This is a genomic window from Algibacter marinivivus, from assembly GCF_003143755.1.
GTDB lineage: Bacteria > Bacteroidota > Bacteroidia > Flavobacteriales > Flavobacteriaceae > Algibacter_B > Algibacter_B marinivivus.
In genome coordinates, this window is the sequence record NZ_QFRI01000002.1 from 317,683 (window position 1) to 336,483 (window position 18,801).

Annotated in this window: 14 protein-coding genes and 1 other RNA gene; 4 read left to right on the forward strand and 11 right to left on the reverse strand. The window is 29.8% G+C overall.

The features are described from left to right. Positions 1-53 precede the first annotated feature (53 nt). Positions 54-284: a putative signal transducing protein gene (locus DIS18_RS09775; protein ID WP_109352894.1), complete on the forward strand. Its 231-nt coding sequence runs from the start codon at positions 54-56 to the stop codon at positions 282-284. Here DIS18_RS09775 and DIS18_RS09780 read toward each other — a convergent pair whose 3' ends face one another. Next, positions 285-1,910: an ABC-F family ATP-binding cassette domain-containing protein gene (locus DIS18_RS09780; RefSeq protein ID WP_109352895.1), complete on the reverse strand. Its 1,626-nt coding sequence runs from the start codon at positions 1,908-1,910 to the stop codon at positions 285-287. A gap of 176 nt (positions 1,911-2,086) precedes the next feature. Between DIS18_RS09780 and DIS18_RS09785 the strand changes: the two genes are divergently transcribed. Then, positions 2,087-3,508, forward strand: a complete 1,422-nt coding sequence (locus DIS18_RS09785) for a TlpA family protein disulfide reductase (protein ID WP_109352896.1) — start codon at positions 2,087-2,089, stop codon at positions 3,506-3,508. A gap of 80 nt (positions 3,509-3,588) precedes the next feature. Then, positions 3,589-4,692, forward strand: coding sequence for a hypothetical protein (locus tag DIS18_RS09790; protein WP_109352897.1), 1,104 nt, complete (start codon positions 3,589-3,591; stop codon positions 4,690-4,692). 1 nt (position 4,693) lies between these two features. Here the strand turns inward: DIS18_RS09790 and DIS18_RS09795 are convergent, their stop codons facing one another. Both DIS18_RS09795 and ffs read right to left on the reverse strand, forming a co-directional pair. Next, positions 4,694-5,497, reverse strand: a complete 804-nt coding sequence (locus tag DIS18_RS09795) for an SDR family oxidoreductase (protein WP_109352898.1) — start codon at positions 5,495-5,497, stop codon at positions 4,694-4,696. Between the two features lie 76 nt (positions 5,498-5,573). After that, positions 5,574-5,672, reverse strand: an RNA gene (gene ffs, locus DIS18_RS09800) — signal recognition particle sRNA small type. Between the two features lie 88 nt (positions 5,673-5,760). On the opposite strand from ffs, the gene DIS18_RS09805 reads away from it, so the two are divergent. Continuing rightward, on the forward strand, positions 5,761-6,795 hold the full coding sequence (locus DIS18_RS09805) for a glutaminyl-peptide cyclotransferase (protein ID WP_109352899.1): 1,035 nt from the start codon (positions 5,761-5,763) through the stop codon (positions 6,793-6,795). 9 nt (positions 6,796-6,804) lie between these two features. Here DIS18_RS09805 and DIS18_RS09810 read toward each other — a convergent pair whose 3' ends face one another. The 8 genes from DIS18_RS09810 to DIS18_RS09845 all read right to left on the reverse strand — a co-directional run bounded on the left by DIS18_RS09810 (position 6,805) and on the right by DIS18_RS09845 (position 18,801). Further along, positions 6,805-8,106 (reverse strand): phenylacetate--CoA ligase family protein, encoded by a 1,302-nt coding sequence (locus tag DIS18_RS09810; RefSeq protein ID WP_181364028.1) that lies wholly within the window; start codon positions 8,104-8,106, stop codon positions 6,805-6,807. Between the two features lie 243 nt (positions 8,107-8,349). Further along, complete coding sequence (locus tag DIS18_RS09815; RefSeq protein WP_109352901.1) at positions 8,350-9,840, reverse strand: aminotransferase class V-fold PLP-dependent enzyme; 1,491 nt, start codon at positions 9,838-9,840, stop codon at positions 8,350-8,352. A gap of 103 nt (positions 9,841-9,943) precedes the next feature. Further along, on the reverse strand, positions 9,944-11,932 hold the full coding sequence (locus DIS18_RS09820) for a protein-disulfide reductase DsbD family protein (RefSeq protein ID WP_109352902.1): 1,989 nt from the start codon (positions 11,930-11,932) through the stop codon (positions 9,944-9,946). Positions 11,933-11,942: 10 nt separating this feature from the next. Further along, positions 11,943-12,392, reverse strand: a complete 450-nt coding sequence (locus tag DIS18_RS09825) for a protein-disulfide reductase DsbD domain-containing protein (RefSeq protein ID WP_109353237.1) — start codon at positions 12,390-12,392, stop codon at positions 11,943-11,945. Between the two features lie 189 nt (positions 12,393-12,581). Then, complete coding sequence (locus DIS18_RS09830; protein ID WP_109352903.1) at positions 12,582-14,816, reverse strand: TonB-dependent receptor; 2,235 nt, start codon at positions 14,814-14,816, stop codon at positions 12,582-12,584. A gap of 154 nt (positions 14,817-14,970) precedes the next feature. Further along, positions 14,971-15,429 carry a hypothetical protein gene (locus DIS18_RS09835; RefSeq protein ID WP_109352904.1) on the reverse strand — a complete coding sequence of 153 codons (459 nt, stop codon included), beginning with the start codon at positions 15,427-15,429 and terminating at the stop codon, positions 14,971-14,973. Further along, a complete protein-coding gene (locus tag DIS18_RS09840; RefSeq protein WP_109352905.1) occupies positions 15,422-18,544 on the reverse strand; it encodes a non-ribosomal peptide synthetase in 3,123 nt (1,040 codons plus the stop codon). The genes DIS18_RS09835 and DIS18_RS09840 overlap by 8 nt, the downstream gene beginning before the upstream one ends. A 20-nt stretch (positions 18,545-18,564) precedes the next feature. Continuing rightward, a complete protein-coding gene (locus DIS18_RS09845) occupies positions 18,565-18,801 on the reverse strand; it encodes an acyl carrier protein (RefSeq protein WP_109352906.1) in 237 nt (78 codons plus the stop codon).

Genomic DNA, 18,801 nt, shown 5'->3' on the forward strand with positions numbered 1-18,801 from the left:
GGCGTGTTCAAAAATTTCGTATATTTAAGAAGGAACCTCTAAAACTTTAAGCTATGTCTAATTACATCAGAGTATTTACAGGAAACTTTATTGAAGTACAACGTATCTTTAAAGCACTTGAAAAAGTGAACATTTGCGCCATTATCAAAGATGAGTCAGAATCTGGAAGATTAGCTGGCTTTGGTGCTTCTATTCAAGGTTTACAAGAAATTCATGTTCATAAAGAAGAGCTTGAAAAAGCAACACCTTTAGTGGAATCTTTAACTAAAGAGCTAGAAGCTTAACTAAGCCGTTACAGAATACATTTTATCGCGTAACTCCTTTATTTTTTTGTCTTGCATGTACTCATCAAAAGTTGTGTAACGGTCTATAACGCCATTGGGTGTTAACTCAACTACTCTATTTGCTACAGTTTGAGCAAACTCATGATCGTGTGTTGTAAATAAGATAGTGCCTTTAAAGTTTTTAAGGGAGTTGTTAAATGCTGTTATACTCTCTAAATCTAAGTGGTTTGTTGGCTCATCTAATTGTAAAACGTTAGCTCTCATCATCATCATTCTAGATAACATACATCTTACTTTCTCTCCTCCAGAAAGTACTGATGATTTTTTAAAAGCCTCTTCTCCACTAAAAATCATTTTACCTAAAAATCCACGAATATTAACTTCCTCACGTTCTTCTTCAGTTGTTGCCCATTGACGTAACCAATCTATTAAGGTTAATTCATTATCAAAAAACTCACTATTATCTAATGGCAAATAAGATTGTGTAGTGGTAACACCCCACATAAACTTACCAGAATCCGCTTTTTCTTTATTATTTAATATCTGATAAAATGCAGTAGTTGCTCTAGAATCTCTAGAAAACACTACTACTTTATCACCTTTTGCAAGGTTTAAATCAATGTCTTTAAACAACGTTTCACCTTCAAGTGAAGCTGTTAAACCATCAATATTTAATATTTGATCACCAGCCTCTCTATCACGTTCAAAAATAATAGCCGGATAACGACGACTAGTTCTTCTAATGTCAGCAATATTAAGCTTCTCTATCATTTTCTTTCTACTAGTTGCTTGTTTGCTTTTTGCAACATTGGCAGAAAAACGACGAATAAACTCTTCTAATTCCTTCTTTTTCTCTTCAGCCTTTTTGTTTTGTTGAGCGTGTTGTCTTGCTGCTAATTGCGAAGATTCATACCAAAACGTATAGTTTCCAGAATAATGATTTATTTTTCCAAAATCAATATCAGAAATATGCGTACACACTGCATCTAGAAAGTGCCTATCGTGAGATACAACTATAACACAATTATCATAATTAGCTAAAAAGTTTTCCAACCAAGCAATAGTTTCATAATCCAAATCATTGGTAGGCTCATCCATAATTAGCACATCAGGATTTCCAAATAATGCTTGTGCTAATAAAACACGTACTTTTTGTTTACCATCTAAATCTGCCATCATAGTGTAATGATGTTCTTCTTTAATACCAAGATTAGAAAGCATTGCTGCAGCATCACTATCTGCATTCCATCCGTTCATCTCCTCAAACTTCACTTGAAGTTCTCCTATTTTTTCAGCATTTTCATCAGAATAATCAGCATACAAAGCATCTATTTCAGTTTTAATCTTAAATAGAGGTTTATTTCCTATTAAAACCGTTTCTAAAACTGTATTATCATCATATAAATTATGATTTTGCTCTAGAACAGACATACGCTTTCCAGACTCTAAAGACACATGACCCGAAGTAGGTTCTTGCTTACCTGAAAGAATCTTTAAAAAAGTAGACTTTCCAGATCCATTAGCGCCAATAATACCATAACAATTTCCATTATTAAATGCGGTATTAACTTCATCAAAAAGTACACGTTTTCCAAACTGAACTGAAAGATTTGATACTGATAACATATAGCCAAATATTAATTTTTGCAAAAGTAGAAAATTACATTGGTTAGACGAAAAATAACCCATCTAATTTTAAGCATTTAAGCACGTTTTGATTAGTAAATTTTTAACAGCGCATTAACAGGACTTTATAATAACAAGCTATATTTTTGTTGAAATAAATGACTCAGGAGGGATTTATGAAGTTATACATTACTTTTATTTTTATTCTTATTACACTAATTGGTTGCAAAAAAGATAGTAATGAAGCTATTGTTGACTATGCATACCTTGGTGGTGAAATAATTAACCCAACCGCAAATTATATAGTTTTATCAAAAAATGAGACCATTATTGATACTGTTAATTTAGATGGAAGAAATAGGTTTTTATACAAAATTGATAATTTAAATAAAGGGATATACACTTTTAGACATGGTGGAGAATACCAATTAATTCTACTAGAACCAGAAGATAGCCTATTGTTTAGATTAAACACATTGGATTTTGATGAATCTCTTGTATATAGTGGCAAAGGAGCTAAAAAAAATAATTACTTTATAAATGAGTTTTTAGAAAACGAAGAAGAAGAAAAATACATACTTAAGCTTTGTCAGAAAGAAGGTGTTACCTTCCAAAAACGTGTAGACTCAATAAGAAATTTTAAAATAAAAGCCTTAGAAAGTTTTACAAATAAATATGAACCTTCTGATTTATTTCTAAAAATAGCAAATGCTAATATTGATTACTCATATTACTTTAGTAAAGAAGTTTACCCATTTGCACATTATGGAAGTAATAAAATATCAATTTTAAAATCGTTACCTGAAGATTTTTATAATTACAGAGAAACTATAAATTATAATGATGAATTTCTAAGTAGCCATCATATATACAATAAGTTTTTACGCTATAACTTGAGCAACATCTCTCTTAATTCTCATGACCAACATGATAAGAATGCATGTTATGACAAGAAATCTTTATGCTACAATTTAGACAGGTTAACATTAATTGATAGTTTAATAACGAACCCAGCTATTAAAGACGAACTATTATATCATTTTGCTATAGGTTATCTATCAAAAAGTAAAAATGAAGAACATAATAACAAACTTTTAAAATCTTATCTAAACAAAACAAAAAGTGAAAAAGGCAAGGTTATGATGGCTCGTTATACTAATTCTATTAACCGCCTTAAGGAAGGACATGAGCTACCTGTTGTGAAATTAGTAAGTTTTAATAATGATGTACATAAAATTAATTCTCTAATAAGTGGACCAACTGTACTAAGTTTTTGGTCTCGAACATATTACGAGCATTTTAAAGAAAGTTATTATAAACTTAAAGAACTAAAAGTAAAATATCCAGAGGTTACTTTTATTTCTATTAATATAGATGATTACGACTTAGAAAAATCTAAAAAATTGTTAGAAGGCCATGGGTTCTACAATTCAAATCAATACAAGCTTAAAAACATTGAAGATGCTCAAAAAGTTTTAGCTGTTTATCCAATGACAAAAACTATTCTTGTTAAGAAGAACAAAAAAATTGCCAATAGTAATACTAATATTTTTTCAGCTGAATTTGAAGAACAATTACTAGGATTGATAAATCGGTAATAACATAATTTCAAAAACACTTTACACTTCTGAAAATAATTTTCGCTAAATTTATGATTTAGTCTTAAGCATATATCTTAATGAAAATTATTAGAATTAAAAGATACATATTACTATTTTCATCATTATTTATGATTTTTTTCTGTTGCAGTAAATCAAATAATGAGGATATAGCCCCTGTTAAAATAAAAGAATTAAAAACTTATGAGGTTATTCCTTTTGAGGTTCCAACAAATAACGTTGAATATATTTGTGAAAGGAAAGACCTAGGAGTTACGAAGGGAGATTCTACAACCATTGTTCCGTATTATTTTGATATGTCATTAACATCTGAAAAATTATGGAATATAAAGTACTCTGAAAATACGCTTGAATTAAACCATTTGAGTTCTGGTTGCGGTGATGAATGTGTATCTTGGGATATCTATAAATTCAAAATAGATGAAAATTGTATCGGTTTAAGTTATGCTTATTATAGAACACAGGATTTTTTTGATGGCATAAGAGATATAGAGAAAATTGAAACTAATATTTCTCTTCAAGTTCAAAATTGGATAAAAAATGAACATTTTTCAGGTCAATTAGTAATAAGTAATCCGCTTGATGGCACTGAAAAAATTAAAAAATTCTGGGTAGATATTAAACCCGAAAATTATAGTGAACTAAGTGAAACAAATCCGCTATCTTTTGACGATTGCTTAAAATCTAAATTACCATTATATATAGATTTAAACAATGATAATGTCAATGATTTCGCCATACATTATAATGTTCAACAATATCTAAATAAATCTCCACAAAGAAATAAGTATGCAATAAATCTAGTTTCCTTAAATGAAAATAATTTTATTTTGTACAATAGAAATGGGTTTATACACTCTAATAAAGAAAATAATATAACTACTGAAAACAAAGATGAGACAACAAATGATTCATTTTTGGATGTTTACACAGATTTTAATTTACCGTATCAAGAATATAGTTATTGGCTAAGAGATATAATTGCTTGGTCTCGTCCTGCCACCTTTCCAGATCTAGAAAACAATTATTTTTTAGTAAAAAAAATAGTTAATAACAAGTCCTTCTACGGTTGGATAAATTTTACTATTGATACTAATAACTGTTCATATCAGATTCACGAAACTTTTTTAAACTCTGAACCTGATAAACATATCATTATATAAACTATAATTTATAATGATTCATCAAAAGTTTTTCATAAACCTTATCTGGTAAAATTCGTTTTAAAACAATAGAAAACTTCTGCATAAACTCCCCTACTTTATAATGCACTTTCGGGTTTTTTGTGTTTATAATTTTGTAAACCGCTTTAGCCATCATATCTGGGTCGCTTCCATTATCTACATGATTATTCATCAATTCTAAAGTATCACCATAAGGTTTTTTATATGGAGAATCATCAAGTAATGGTGCATGATATCTACCTGCAGCAATATTAGTAGCAAAATCACCTGGAGCAACATTAGTCATATAAATACCAAAATCTTTTATTTCCATTCTAAAGGCTTCAGTTAAAAGTTCTAGAGCGCCTTTACTAGCGCTATAAATACCTCTGTATGGTAGCCCCATATAACCAGCAATAGAAGTAACATTTATAATTAACCCAGAATTTTGTTTTCGCATTTGCGGTAATACAGCTTTTATAACGTTTATTGGGCCAAAGAAATTAGTATCAAAATTATTCTTAATTTCATCGTTTGGCGTTTCCTCTATAGGCCCTGTAATTCCTGCACCAGCGTTATTAACAACAATATCTAGCTTGCCTTCTTTATCTATAATTGTATTTACTGTATTGGTAATTGTGGCTTCATCTTTTACATCTAAAGCCAAAATAGGAAATTTGCTATCTGCATATTTTTCAGGACTTCTGCTTGTTCCGTAAACGATATATCCTTTTTCTTTTAAAAATTCACCAATAGATTTACCAATTCCTGAAGAACCACCAGTTATTAAAACGACTTTAGACATAAAAGAAGAAATTATTAATACAAAGTACCAAATTACAAAATAGAAATGATAAGAATATCTAAATTTAGCGTACAAAAAAAGGCAAGCTACCTACATCACACCGCTACGACCATTTACCTTTGCTTCGTTCCCGACCTGGAGGATTCAACAGGAGCTGGTTGTGTAGGACTTGCCGGCTGCAAAGATACAACCTTTTAAAATTTTCACAATAATTTTTTAAACTGTTTTTAAATAAATATCTTGCTTCAAATTATAATTTTAAAATGGGTACATTCAAATATCTCACTATCATATTTTTAGGTGTTTTACTGGTTTCTTGTGGATCAAATTCTGGTCAGAAAAAAAGCGATTTTACTATTAAAACAAATGCCGAAAAAGGTAATATTGCTAATAATCAGACCTTAAAACTATCCCTAGAAAACAAAAAAAATCATACTATTGATTCTATTTCATATCGCTTAAACGGTAATAGAATTAGTGCAAATACTGCATTAAAAAACTTTAAGTTAGGAAAACAAACTCTTGATGCTACTGTGTATTTTGAGGGTGAGAAACAAACAACAACATCGACCGTAACTATTTTAAATAGTGAGTTACCAAAAGTTTACACTTATAAAATTATAAATGAATATCCGCATGATATCACATCATACACGCAAGGTTTAGAATTTCATAATGATACACTTTATGAAAGCACAGGCCAGCTTAAAGAATCTAAGCTTAGAAAATTAGATTATAAAACTGGGGAAGTTCTTAAAAATATAAATTTAGCAGATGAATATTTTGGTGAAGGATTAACTATCTTAAATAATAAAGTATATCAATTAACATGGCAAAAAGGAACTGGGTTTGTTTACGATGTAAATACATTTGAAAAACTGAGTAGTTTTAGATACGGAAATAGTAAAGAAGGATGGGGTTTATGCAACTATAACAACATTATTTATAAAAGTGATGGTTCTGAAAAAATATGGCAACTAGATTCTGAAACTCTAGCTGAAAAAGAATATATCCAAGTATATACCAATAAAGGCAAAATAGTTGGTATAAATGAAATGGAATGGATTGATGGAAAAATTTATGCTAATCGTTATCAAAAAGATGGTGTAGCTATTATTAATCCTGAAAACGGTGCTGTTGTTGGTGTAATAAACTTCAAGCCTCTAAAAAAACTAGTTACTCAACATGACGGTCTAGATGTTTTAAATGGCATTGCCTATAATCCAAAAACGAAAACTATTTTTGTTACAGGAAAACGATGGGATAAATTATTTGAAGTTGAGATTATAGAGAAATAATTTTACACTCTACGAAACAGCAAATTTATTTATTGTTAGTTTTCGCTTACCAGATGATAATTGAGGTATTTCATCCACATACTCAACATTAATTATAGCGTCATCCCCTAAGAAGTCTTGTAACATTGTCTTCAATTTTTCTTCATGTTGAAAAACTTCATCCAAATTAAGTTTAACGAGATATGTATTCTTATTAGTTTGAATTAATTGAAATTGTTTAAACTCAGGAAAATGTTCTAATTCATAGACAACAGAAGTCATTGGTTTTCCTTTAGTATCATAGATTACATCCATTCTTCTTCCTTCAACTTTCGAAAAAGAAGGCGCTCCATTAAAAAAGTTTTTATCAATTTCCATTACCGCTATATCACCTGTATCATATCTAATCATAGGCACATGGTAATTGAATAAGTCAGTTACTACAACTCGCCCTGGCACACCATATTCAACTGGCTTATCGCTATTCATATCTAAAATTTCAATATAATAACTAGCCCAATTAATATGATAAGCATCTCCTCCATTTTTTATCTGTTGAGAAAGTATACCGTTTTCCATGTTAGAATACCTGGAAAGTATGTCAAAACCAAAATATTTTTTTATAGTTTTTTTTGTATAATTACCCATTGCCTCTGCATTAGCAATCATAGAAGTGACATTAGCTTTAATTGGCTCAGAATTTGTTCTATCTAAATATTTACAAATTTCTTTAAATGCTGAAGTGTAACCTAGAAAAGCTTTTGTGGAATTATTTTTTTTTATATCTTCTATTAGTTTGCAAAAAATTTCATCTTCAATAGACCTAACATTTACTTTTTTAATGTTTTGCACAAATGTAGATAGTCTCCCTTTTGAAGGTACACTATCCCAAGATCTCATATAATACAATTTTTGCCCTAAGAAATAACCGGACTTCTCACTAAAATAAATAGTATCGGCTGTATTTCTACTTTTTTTATTTTTGTCTAAGTAAACTGTAAATGGTGTTCCTGTAGAACCGCTTGTATACACTTTAAAACAAGGCTTGTCCTTATATTCTTTTGACACAAAATCATCATACTTACTTCTTATGTAAATTTTATCAACTACAGGAAAGTCTTCAATTGATTTTAATTTTTGATATTCTTTGTAATAAGGGACAGTTTCTACTGCATGTTTGAGTAAATTTTCTAAATTGAGTGCCCTTTTTTTCTTTGAGGCATCTGCATTGTAATTTTCTAGAATAAATTTTACATCGTTAAAATGAGAGCGTACTTTACTTCCTTTTAAGAAATCTACTCCCCAATAAGAGTAGTATCTTAATTTCTCCAAAAATTTCATTAATGTTAGGGTTGTTACAGCACCTAGGGAAGGTTACAATACGAATATCCAAAAAAAAGAAAGAAAATTAATGCTTTTTTAGATGAACAGTAGTTTTCTTAGTCAAAGAAAACTATAATGTTCTGATTATCAGGTATTATTTTCCTCAATGAAATAAAATGAGTTTAATTTTTTTTGATTAACAAAAAATGAAGATATTATAATAATTTGATAAAAAGATAACGCTAAAACAAATTATAACTTAAACCAATTCTTAGTTATGATAGATTCAATTTGACTGTTACTTTTATGAACAAACTCATTTTTTATAACGTTATACTCATAATCATTTGCCCATGCTTTACAATTTTCAGAAACTTCTTTAATAGCATCACAAATAAATTCAATCTCTTTATTTGTCATTGTTGGATGAATAGACATTCTTATCCAACCTGGACGTTCCATCAAGCAGCCTTCAAGAATTTTCTCTTCAATAGCTTTAGAAGTTAATTGATCAACATGTAATAAATAATGACCGTAAGTTCCTGCACAAGAACATCCCCCACGTGTTTGAATACCAAACTTATCATTTAAAAGCTTAACTATTAAATTATAATGTACATCTTCAATGTAAAATGAAAATACTCCTAACCTATCTTGATGCTTTGGAGCTAAAATAGTAAGATTTTCAACAGATGATAGTTTTTCAAAAACAACTTTATTTAGCTCATGTTCTCTATCTAAAATATTTTGAATACCCATTTCTTCTTTCAATTGAATTGAAAGTGCAATTTTTATTGCTTGCAAAAAACCAGGAGTACCACCATCTTCACGAGTTTCAATATCATCAATGTAATCATGATCTCCCCAAGGATTAGTATAACTAACAGTTCCTCCTCCAGGGTTATCTGGCACTAAATTTTTATATAATTTTTTATTGAATATTAATACACCCGATGCTCCCGGGCCACCTAGAAACTTATGTGGAGAAAAAGTAATTGCATCTAAATACTCTTCCTGATGCTGTGGATGCATATCTATAGCTACATAAGGTGCTGAACATGCAAAATCGACAAAGCATAAGCCATTATTTTGATGCATTACTCTAGCAACTTCATGATAATTGGTTCTTATACCTGTTACATTAGAGCAACCTGTAATTGCTGCTATTTTAATAGGAGTATCTTGATATTCTTCTAATAAAACTTTTAATTTATTTATACAAGGTAATCCTTCATCGTTAGACGGAATTACTTTTACATTTGCTATAGTTTCTAGCCATGAAGTTTGGTTAGAATGATGCTCCATATGTGACACAAAAATGATGGGACGCTTCTCATCTGGAACTATTGTATTTTCTTTTAGATTTTCGCAAAGCTTAAGCCCTAAAATACGTTGAAACTTATTTATAGCACCAGTCATACCAGTACCAACAGTCAAAAGAACATCGTCTTCTGAAGCGTTAACATGCTTTTTGATAATATTTCTAGCATCATGATATGCATGAGTCATAGCTGACCCTGTGATAGAAGTTTCTGTATGGGTATTCGCTACAAACGGACCAATTTCATTAAGTATTTTTTCTTCAATTGGTCTATATAACCTACCGCTAGCTGTCCAATCTGCATAGATTATTTTTTTTCTCCCATAAGGTGAATCAAAATATTCATCAACACCTACTATATTGTCTCTAAATGGCTTAAAATACTCTTCTAGACTATCAATATTAACCTTAGTACTCAACATATCTTGTCGCTTTATAATAGATTATAACTTATTGTAGACAATAGTAATCTAATAAAAAAATATCAAAGTAACTTTTGTTACTAAAACAGTAAAACTATTTAGTCTATTTACTATTGAAAACCTTTAAACCACTCTCTAAAAATTTAGCATATTCATCTTCATCTGGTGTATATCCTACAGGTTCATTTAAAACTTGATTCCCATCAGAGTTTAATAACACATAATATGGCTGCGAATTTGTTTGAAAAAATTGTGTTTGAAAATTAGCCCATTTATGTCCGTAATTCTTTAACAATCTTTTACCACCATTCACTCTATTCACTTCAACTTTTTCGTTAGTTGGCAAATCTTTCTTATCATCAACATAAAGTGAAATCAAAACATATTCATTTCTCAAATAATTATCAATTTTTTCTAATGGCCATACATGTTCTTCCATCTTTCTGCAGTTAACACAAGCATAACCAGTAAAATCAATCATAATCGGCTTATTAACTTGTTTAGCATAAGCAATACCTTCTTTTAGGTCTTTAAATGTTTTAAGATTATTTGTTGAAGTACTTGGATACAGCCAACTATACCCAACAGGTGGAGCTAAACCACTTAATAAAGTTAAAGGTGTAAACGTATTAGTCTCTTTATTCACTCTAAACCCTGATGCCAAATAGATAGTAAATGCAGCAACTAAAATAGCTCCGCTAATTCTAAAAAATGATAATTTCTTAATTGGCGAATCATGAGGAAACTTTATTTTCCCAAATAGATATAATGCTAATCCTGCAAAAATGATAATCCAGATTATTAAAAATGGTTCTATCTTTAATAGTCCCCAATGTTTAACTAAATCTGCATTTGACAAAAATTTAAATGCTAATGCTAACTCTAAAAAGCCTAAAATAACTTTAGTTGTATTTAACCAACCTCCAGATTTTGGCAAAGCATTCATCATATTAGGGAACATTGCAAATAATGCAAATGGCAAACCTAAAGACACTCCAAATCCTGCCATTCCTGCTGTAAGTTGCCATGCGCCTCCATCTGCAGTTAAAGAACCAGCAAGTAAGGATCCTAAAATAGGCCCTGTACATGAAAATGAAACAATGGCAAGCGTTAATGCCATAAAGAAAATACCAATTATACCTCCTGCATTTTCTCCTTGCGTTGTTTTATTTGTCCAACTTGATGGCAATGTCAATTCATAAAAGCCAAAGAAAGAAAAAGCGAAAAACAGAAATACAGCAAAGAAAATCACATTTAGCCATACATTAGTAGAAATTTCATTTAAAATATCTGGATTAACAGAATCTAAAAGATGAAATGGTATACTTAAAATTAAATAAACTAATAAGATAAAAAAACCATACAACAGTGCTTTTCCTATACCAGAACTCTTATTTTGACTTCCTTTTTTAGTGAAAAAACTAACCGTTAAAGGTATCATTGGAAAAACACACGGCGTTAAAAGTGCCAATAAACCACCTAAAAATCCTAAACCGAATATAGTCCAAAGGGATTTTTTTTCTTCAATTGTTCCAGACACTAAAGTGATATCTTTAGGTGTCATTCCATAAAGTTCTTTATTTACTAAATCATTATCAATTGTTTGCCCTCCAACAATATCAACAGTTTCTTTATTAACTTTCTTATTAATGTTAAAAACTAAATCTACTTCTGTTGGTGGTAAGCATCTTGCATCATCACAAACCATAAATTCAACAGTAGCATTTACAGATGTAACATCTCCTAATAATTCTACTCTTTGTACAAAAATGGCAGATTCTTCAAAGAATTTTATTTTCATTTGAAAAACGGGATCGTTTACAACTCGTCCTGCTCCTTCTCCAGTATTTCCAATAAACTTGAAAGCACCATTAGCATCATCAAAAGTGAATGTAGTTGGTATTGGTCCATCTTCTGGTACATCTTGAGAGTATAAATGCCATCCTGGGTCAATTGTTGCCTGCGTAACTAAATTATATTCTGTATCTGAAAATTTTTCTAAAGATGTTTTCCATTTTACTGGTTCTAATATTTGAGAATTACCAATTGAAAATGTTATTAATGCGATTAAAAGAATAAAGTATTTTTTCATTTAATTATATTTATTTTAAATCGAAAACAAGAATTTCTGGTTCTGGCATAATACATTTAGAATTATCACAAACCATATAACTCACTTCAGAATTAATTTTAAAAGGCGGTTTACTTTTGAGTTTTATACGTTGAACAAATTTAGTCTTAGTTTCAAAATACTTAACTTCCATATTAAATGTTGGATCATTAACTACAATTCCTTTTTGTTCTTTAGTATTACCCTTTTTAAGGTATTTATTGTTTCCTACAAATGAAAAACTTGTAGAAACAGGACCTCCTTCAGGAACATTTTGAGAATATAAATGCCAATTTTCTTCTATTAACGCATTAGTAATCAACTCGTATTCTACATCTGACACCTTTTTAACTTCAGTAGACCATTTTACAGGTTTTAGTATTTGAGAATTACAAATGGTAAAACCAGCAAAAACAAACAAAATAATAAGGCAATTCTTCATCTTACTTTTTTTATTTACAAACTCATTTAAAAAATACATGCAACAAATGTATAAAGAAAGATTTTGTGTTTTAGTTAAAGAGTCGATAAAAGCTATTACCCCTTATTAATGAAATGTTAAAAAAATAAAAAAAAACCTTAAATAAAAAAGCACACCAAAAAGGTGTGCCTTAAAATATATTTTTTAGTTCTAAAACCTAACAGATACTTTCCCTCTTAAGAAAAAAGGTGACCCAGGTGTAAAATGAATTTCTTCAACAGAATTAGCTTCATTGAACAGTCTACTTTCTGTAGCAAATTGTGTTTCATTCCATTCACTATCAAATAAGTTTTCTACAATTATACCAAACGTCCATTTTTTATGAGTATAATTTAAATTTAAATCGGTAATAAAATACCCTTCTGCAACAATAGAATTATCCTCATTAGCTGGTCTGTCTTTAATAAACCTGTAACTAAGTCCTCCTGAAAAATTATTTAAATTTTTAAAATTTAGCCCACCAGATGATGTTAAATCTGGAGCTAATGGAATGTAGTCTTCTCCACTTGGTTCTTCACTACTTCTGGCATGTGTATAATTAACATCAGTATTGAAATACAACCAATCAGTAAATTGATAGCGTAGTCCAAAATCAACTCCATATCTTGTTGTTTTCCCACTAGGTTCAACAATACCAGCATCTCCAACATAAACAAACTCTTGCTGTAAAAACAAACTCCAAAAAGCAGCATTAATCACTAACCTGTCGTTAGGCTTAGTTACAAAACCTATGTCTGAACCAAATGCAGTTGGTAATATTTCTTTACCATTATTAGCATTTACCACTCTTGAATCATTTGAATGGTATCCTAAACCTGTTTTAGCAAATAACTGTAATTTAGGAGACGCTGCATAAATAATGTTCAGTTTAGGGCTAATCAATGTTTTATTTTCACTTTGACTATCATAAGTTTCAGTTAATAAATCCTCATAATCAAACGTAAAATAATCTAATCTAACACCAGGATTAAATGTCCATTTATCAACTTTATAGTTAAGATCAGCAAAAGAAAATGCGTTAAGTTCATCAACATTACCATAGGCCAGTCTTTCTAAAAGTTCTTTTCTGTTTTTAGTTCTTGATAATTGAACATCATTCACATCATCATAACGAAAACCAACTCCTACTCTATATTTTAACTGTTCATCATGATTATCTAAATGAAATGATTCTTCATAAACACTTTTTGCCCCAATAATGGTTCTATCCTCATATTGTCTTATTTGATCTGCATTTACAGGGTCTTCTAAAAAGAATGTGAAATTCGAAAATAATTCAAAATCATATTGAGAGATATAAGCAGATGATTTTAAACTGGAATGTTCATCAATATGTTTAATATGATTCATCCAAATATTAGTTCTACTCGTATTTCCTCCCTCTGTATCATCAATAGCTCCAAAACGACTTATTTGTCCGCTTTCCACAGCTCTAACTGGAATTTGTCCAGATGCGTCCCATTTACTTTGAAAATGCGAAAGAGACAGGTTAAACTCTTGGTCTTTATAATTATTGTAATTATATCGACCCATTATATTTAAACGATTAAAGTTTTGTGGAGATTCAAAAACACCATCACTTAAATTCATCTCACTTGCTACGTATGCATTACTGTTTTCACCATCCCAAATTTTAAGCATACTCATAGCACGAACGGTATTAAATTGTCCAGCCTCAACAGAAATCAAGTTATCACTAATCTTTTTCTTAGTAACAATATCAACATACCCAGCGGTATTAAAATTTCCTTTATCAGCATAGTACGAACCTTTTCCGAAATCTAAATTTTCAATAGTCTCTGGAATAATAAAGTGCATATCTGCATAACCTTGACCATGTGCATGAGATACCATATTTACTGGCATACCATCAACATCAATAGCTATATCGGTTCCATGATCAATATCAAAACCTCTCAAAAATATTTGTTCTGCTTTTCCACCACCAGCATGCTGACCAATAATTAAACCTGGTATTTTTCGCAATATTTCTTGTGAGGATTTAACAGGACTCGCTTTAATATCAACATTTACAAAGTTACTCAACACATTAACCTTAGATACAATGAGTACTTGGTCTAGAGATGCAGAGGATATCACAAGGTAAATATTTACCGTGCTATCTAAATGAGATTCGTTAATTATAAGTTCTTGATTTTCATAACCCAATTGATAAAAAGTGATAACATCCCCTACTGAGATATCATCTAATTCAAAATACCCAGAAACATTTGTATATGTGTATGCTCCTGTATTCTTATTATAAACACCTACGCCTTGTAAGGGTTTTTCATTTTCTTCTGAAATTACTGTTCCGCTTAATTCGTGAGCGCTAACGCTACCAAAAACAGCTATAAATAAATATAAAATAATATGTTTTTTCATTTTCTTTTTTTTTGAATAAATAACACAATGAATAGTTAAGCATAATAATATGCAATACACTACTTGTATTATTTTAAATAATAAATATGATTTTAAAATAACTTTTGAGGCAAGTAAGAATTTGTAAATGCTTAAGTTATTTTTGAATTGAGTATTATATTAATTGAGGAGGCTGCAGTTTACTTTTCAAAAAGCCTTGATGTATATTTTCCTTTAGAAACGAAAATTTGTGTTTTATATGTGATTCAAAAAACGAATCTCGTTTATTATACATTTTCTTAGTTCTTAAATGTTTATCTATTTTTTGAAACACTATTTTTTTATTATCAGGTTCATCATCTAAACCACAAATTTTCATAATCTCACTCAACATATCTAAAACAATATGTTGGTGCTCTTTATTATTAGATTTAAAACTATGCTCAATATGATATTTATCTTCTAGTTTTGAATGTGTAAGTAAAGATTCAGGTTGTTCTAATTGGTGGACAATAAAATGTAGCATTTTGTCTATCTCATTATGTGATGGTCCTAGAACATAGCAAATGCTCATGGAAATTACCATAATTTTAATTACAAACGACTCCCAGCCTTTTCTGTTATTATTATTCATTCAATAATTCAGTAATCACTTTTTCTATATTTTGTGAGTAAGCTTCAATAGTTGGATAGTTAAAAACATCTACAATAGATACATCAAGCTCTAAAGCATGTTTTAATCTAGAAGTAATAGAAATAGCATTAAGAGAATTCCCGCCTATCCTAATAAAGTTTTCATTTACACCTATTTTATCTATTTCTAAAACCTCTTTCCAAGCTTCGTGAACAATCTCTTCTATTTCATTTCTAGGTTCGGTTTTAGTTATTAGGGTTTCAACTTTATCATTAATATTATATTCTGGTAGCTTTTTTCTATCTATTTTACCACTAGATAGCAATTCAAAATAATCAAGATGCATATAGAATTGTGGAACCATATAATCAGGTAATTTTAATTCTAATTTTTTAATGATTTCTGAATCAGTAATCTTATCTCCTGTGTAGTAAGCTACAAGATTACTTTTCTCATCAACAACCACAATAGCTTGAGATATTGATTCTAAAATTTCTATAGTTTTTTCTATCTCACCAAGTTCTACCCTTAAACCTCTTATTTTTACTTGATTGTCTGTTCTTCCATGATATTCAATAACACCATCCTTTCTATACCTTGCTAAATCTCCTGTTTTATACATTACTGCATTAGGATGTTCAGAAAATACATTATCCACAAAGCGTTCTTTAGTAAGTTCTTCTCTATTCAAATAGCCACTTGCAACTTGAATTCCTGCTATATAAAGTTCTCCTCTTAATCCTATTGGCAAAGGATTCAGGTTTTTATCTAAAATATAAAGTTGTGTATTTGCTACAGGTTTTCCAATAGGAATTCCGTTTTTAATATCTGATTCTTCACAATACCAACTAGTAACATCTACTGACGCCTCAGTTGGTCCATACAAATTATGAATTTCAAGATTCAACTTTTCATATGTTTTTTCAACTATTGGAACAGATAAAGCCTCACCACTACAAAATATTCTTTTAAGACTTGCACAGTTTTCTACACTATCAGTTTGTGTAAAGACATTTAACATTGAAGGCACAAAGTGAATATTAGTAACCTTATGCTTATTTATGGTATCAATTAATTTTTCTGGATTTTTATGTCCATCTGGGGTTTCAATAATTAATTTTGCTCCTTCTTGAAGTGGCCAAAACAACTCCCAAAGTGAAACATCAAAAGTGATTGGTGTTTTCTGAATAAAAACATCTTCACTAGTTATTTGATAATCGTTATTCATCCAATTTAATCGATTACAAATACCTTCATGATGACATTTTACACCTTTAGGTTCTCCTGTGCTACCTGATGTATAAATAACATATGCCAAATCCTTTGATGAAATTTCTATTTGATTTTTTGATGTATTTAATGAATCCAATTCATCTTTAACATCACTAACATTATAACATTGAAAACTTTCTAAAATAGAATCTTCAATATTGCTATGATTATAAAACAAGATTTTGCTATTTGCATCCTTTAAAATAAACTCTAAGCGTTCAGAAGGTAAATCGGTTGCAAGTGGTAAATATGCAGCACCAGCTTTAACAATTCCGTATATACAAACCATCATTTCTAATGATCTATTCATACTTATTGCTACAATATCATTGTTTTTTATTCCCTTTTGTAATAAAAAATGAGCCACTTGATTAGATTTTTCATCTAATAATTTATAAGTTAAAGATGCTTCTTCAAATACAAGGGCTATCTGATTAGGTGTTTTAGATACTTGAACTTCAAACTTAGAAAGTAATGTTTCATTTTTTGGATAATCAACATAAGTATCATTCCATGTATTAATTTTTGAAATTTCAGATTCTGTAATAAGGCTTACCGTATCAATTTCATTAGAAACATCTTCTATAAATGCATCTAATAACTTAATAAAATGCTGAGGAACTTCTTTCTTTTTTTCAGCATAAAAAACTTTAGAATTTAAATCAAAATATAATTGGATTTCGCCTGTATTATCAAAGTCATGCACATGGAAACGTATATGATGCCTCGGATCTGTATACCCTGAATGCACCCAAGACGTCTTAACTTTAGCGCCATTAAAATTTGAGTTACTTGTATTTATATAATTAAAAAACACGTTAAACCCTCTGTTTAATTCTGGTGTTGAAGTTCCAGCTTTTGCATTTTTTAAAAAACTATTGCTTTCTAGCTGTATCTTTTGAAATAATGATGCAAAAGTTTCGTTTTCATCTACCTCAGTAGACAGAGGAAAGGTTTCTACGAAATACCCTAATACATTATGAAAACTTTTTTTAGTTCTGTTATGTGTTGGCGAACCAATAACCAATTGTTCTTGATCAGTTACCCTATATACATAAGCAAATAATGTAGTTAAAAAGATATTATATAATGTTAAATCTAAACTCCAACCTCTAATTCCTTTTTTATTTGCTAGCTGATGTATTTTTTCTGTACGTTGTTTACCTAAACTTAAATGTAAACGCTCTGAAGCAGTATCTAAAATCTCATCTTTTTTATGATACAATGCTGGTATAGATGGGAATTTATTTTGTTTTTCTACCCAATGATTCAATACTTGATTATGCTTTTCATTTGCTTTAGCTTCCTCTAAATGATTAACAAATTCTTTATATGAAGACACATCTATAATTTCAATATTATTCTGCAAAACTTTCGCATACAAATCAGACATTTTAGAGAACATTATTGTAGTACTCCAACCATCTGTAATAAGATGATGCTGATTTATGTACCAAATATAACGTTGCTCAGAAAGCTTAATTAAAACACAATCAAAAACACATTTTTTTATATCAAATAGTCTAGTTACCCTTTCTTTTTCCCAATTAGAATAAGCTTCTTGAGGATTATTTTTATTTGATAAATCTTCAAACAAAACTTCATAATCTAACGTCTTGTTATATCTCTGTATTGGCTCTCCATCTTTCAGTTCGAAAACAGAACGAAGTACATCGTTTTCATTCACTAATCTTTCAAAAGCTTGAGTAAAATGTGGCACGGAAATAACATCATTAATTTCATAAGTCATAACCATATTATACATAGGAGATTCAGGATTTAATTCCTGCCCTATCCAAAGTAATTTTTGATTTTGAGTTAATGATGTGTAGTTGTTTTCCATGTAGTTATAACTATTTTTTATTAACCTTTACTGCTTATATATTCGCATATATTTTCAACAGTCATAAAATTTTCAATAACCATATCTTCTGGCGCTACCTCTATGTTAAAGGTTTCTTCGATAAACGTAATAAGCTTCATCATACCTAATGAATCTAGAATACCACCACCCAAAAGATCGTCAGTAGCCTCTAATCCGCCATCAATTTCCTCACTTGCTAATTCTTCTTCTATATGCTTTATAATGGTTTGTTCCAT

Excerpts from the sequence above, each read along its gene's own strand:
- DIS18_RS09790 (WP_109352897.1), top strand. The coding sequence starts at position 3,589 with ATGAAAATTATTAGAATTAAAAGATACATATTACTATTTTCATCATTA.
- DIS18_RS09825 (WP_109353237.1), bottom strand. The coding sequence starts at position 12,392 with ATGAAGAATTGCCTTATTATTTTGTTTGTTTTTGCTGGTTTTACCATT.
- DIS18_RS09775 (WP_109352894.1), top strand. The coding sequence starts at position 54 with ATGTCTAATTACATCAGAGTATTTACAGGAAACTTTATTGAAGTACAA.
- DIS18_RS09820 (WP_109352902.1), bottom strand. The coding sequence starts at position 11,932 with ATGAAAAAATACTTTATTCTTTTAATCGCATTAATAACATTTTCAATT.
- DIS18_RS09785 (WP_109352896.1), top strand. The coding sequence starts at position 2,087 with ATGAAGTTATACATTACTTTTATTTTTATTCTTATTACACTAATTGGT.
- DIS18_RS09845 (WP_109352906.1), bottom strand. The coding sequence starts at position 18,801 with ATGGAACAAACCATTATAAAGCATATAGAAGAAGAATTAGCAAGTGAG.
- DIS18_RS09840 (WP_109352905.1), bottom strand. The coding sequence starts at position 18,544 with ATGGAAAACAACTACACATCATTAACTCAAAATCAAAAATTACTTTGG.
- DIS18_RS09815 (WP_109352901.1), bottom strand. The coding sequence starts at position 9,840 with ATGTTGAGTACTAAGGTTAATATTGATAGTCTAGAAGAGTATTTTAAG.
- DIS18_RS09805 (WP_109352899.1), top strand. The coding sequence starts at position 5,761 with ATGGGTACATTCAAATATCTCACTATCATATTTTTAGGTGTTTTACTG.
- DIS18_RS09795 (WP_109352898.1), bottom strand. The coding sequence starts at position 5,497 with ATGTCTAAAGTCGTTTTAATAACTGGTGGTTCTTCAGGAATTGGTAAA.
- DIS18_RS09835 (WP_109352904.1), bottom strand. The coding sequence starts at position 15,429 with ATGAATAATAATAACAGAAAAGGCTGGGAGTCGTTTGTAATTAAAATT.
- DIS18_RS09780 (WP_109352895.1), bottom strand. The coding sequence starts at position 1,910 with ATGTTATCAGTATCAAATCTTTCAGTTCAGTTTGGAAAACGTGTACTT.
- DIS18_RS09830 (WP_109352903.1), bottom strand. The coding sequence starts at position 14,816 with ATGAAAAAACATATTATTTTATATTTATTTATAGCTGTTTTTGGTAGC.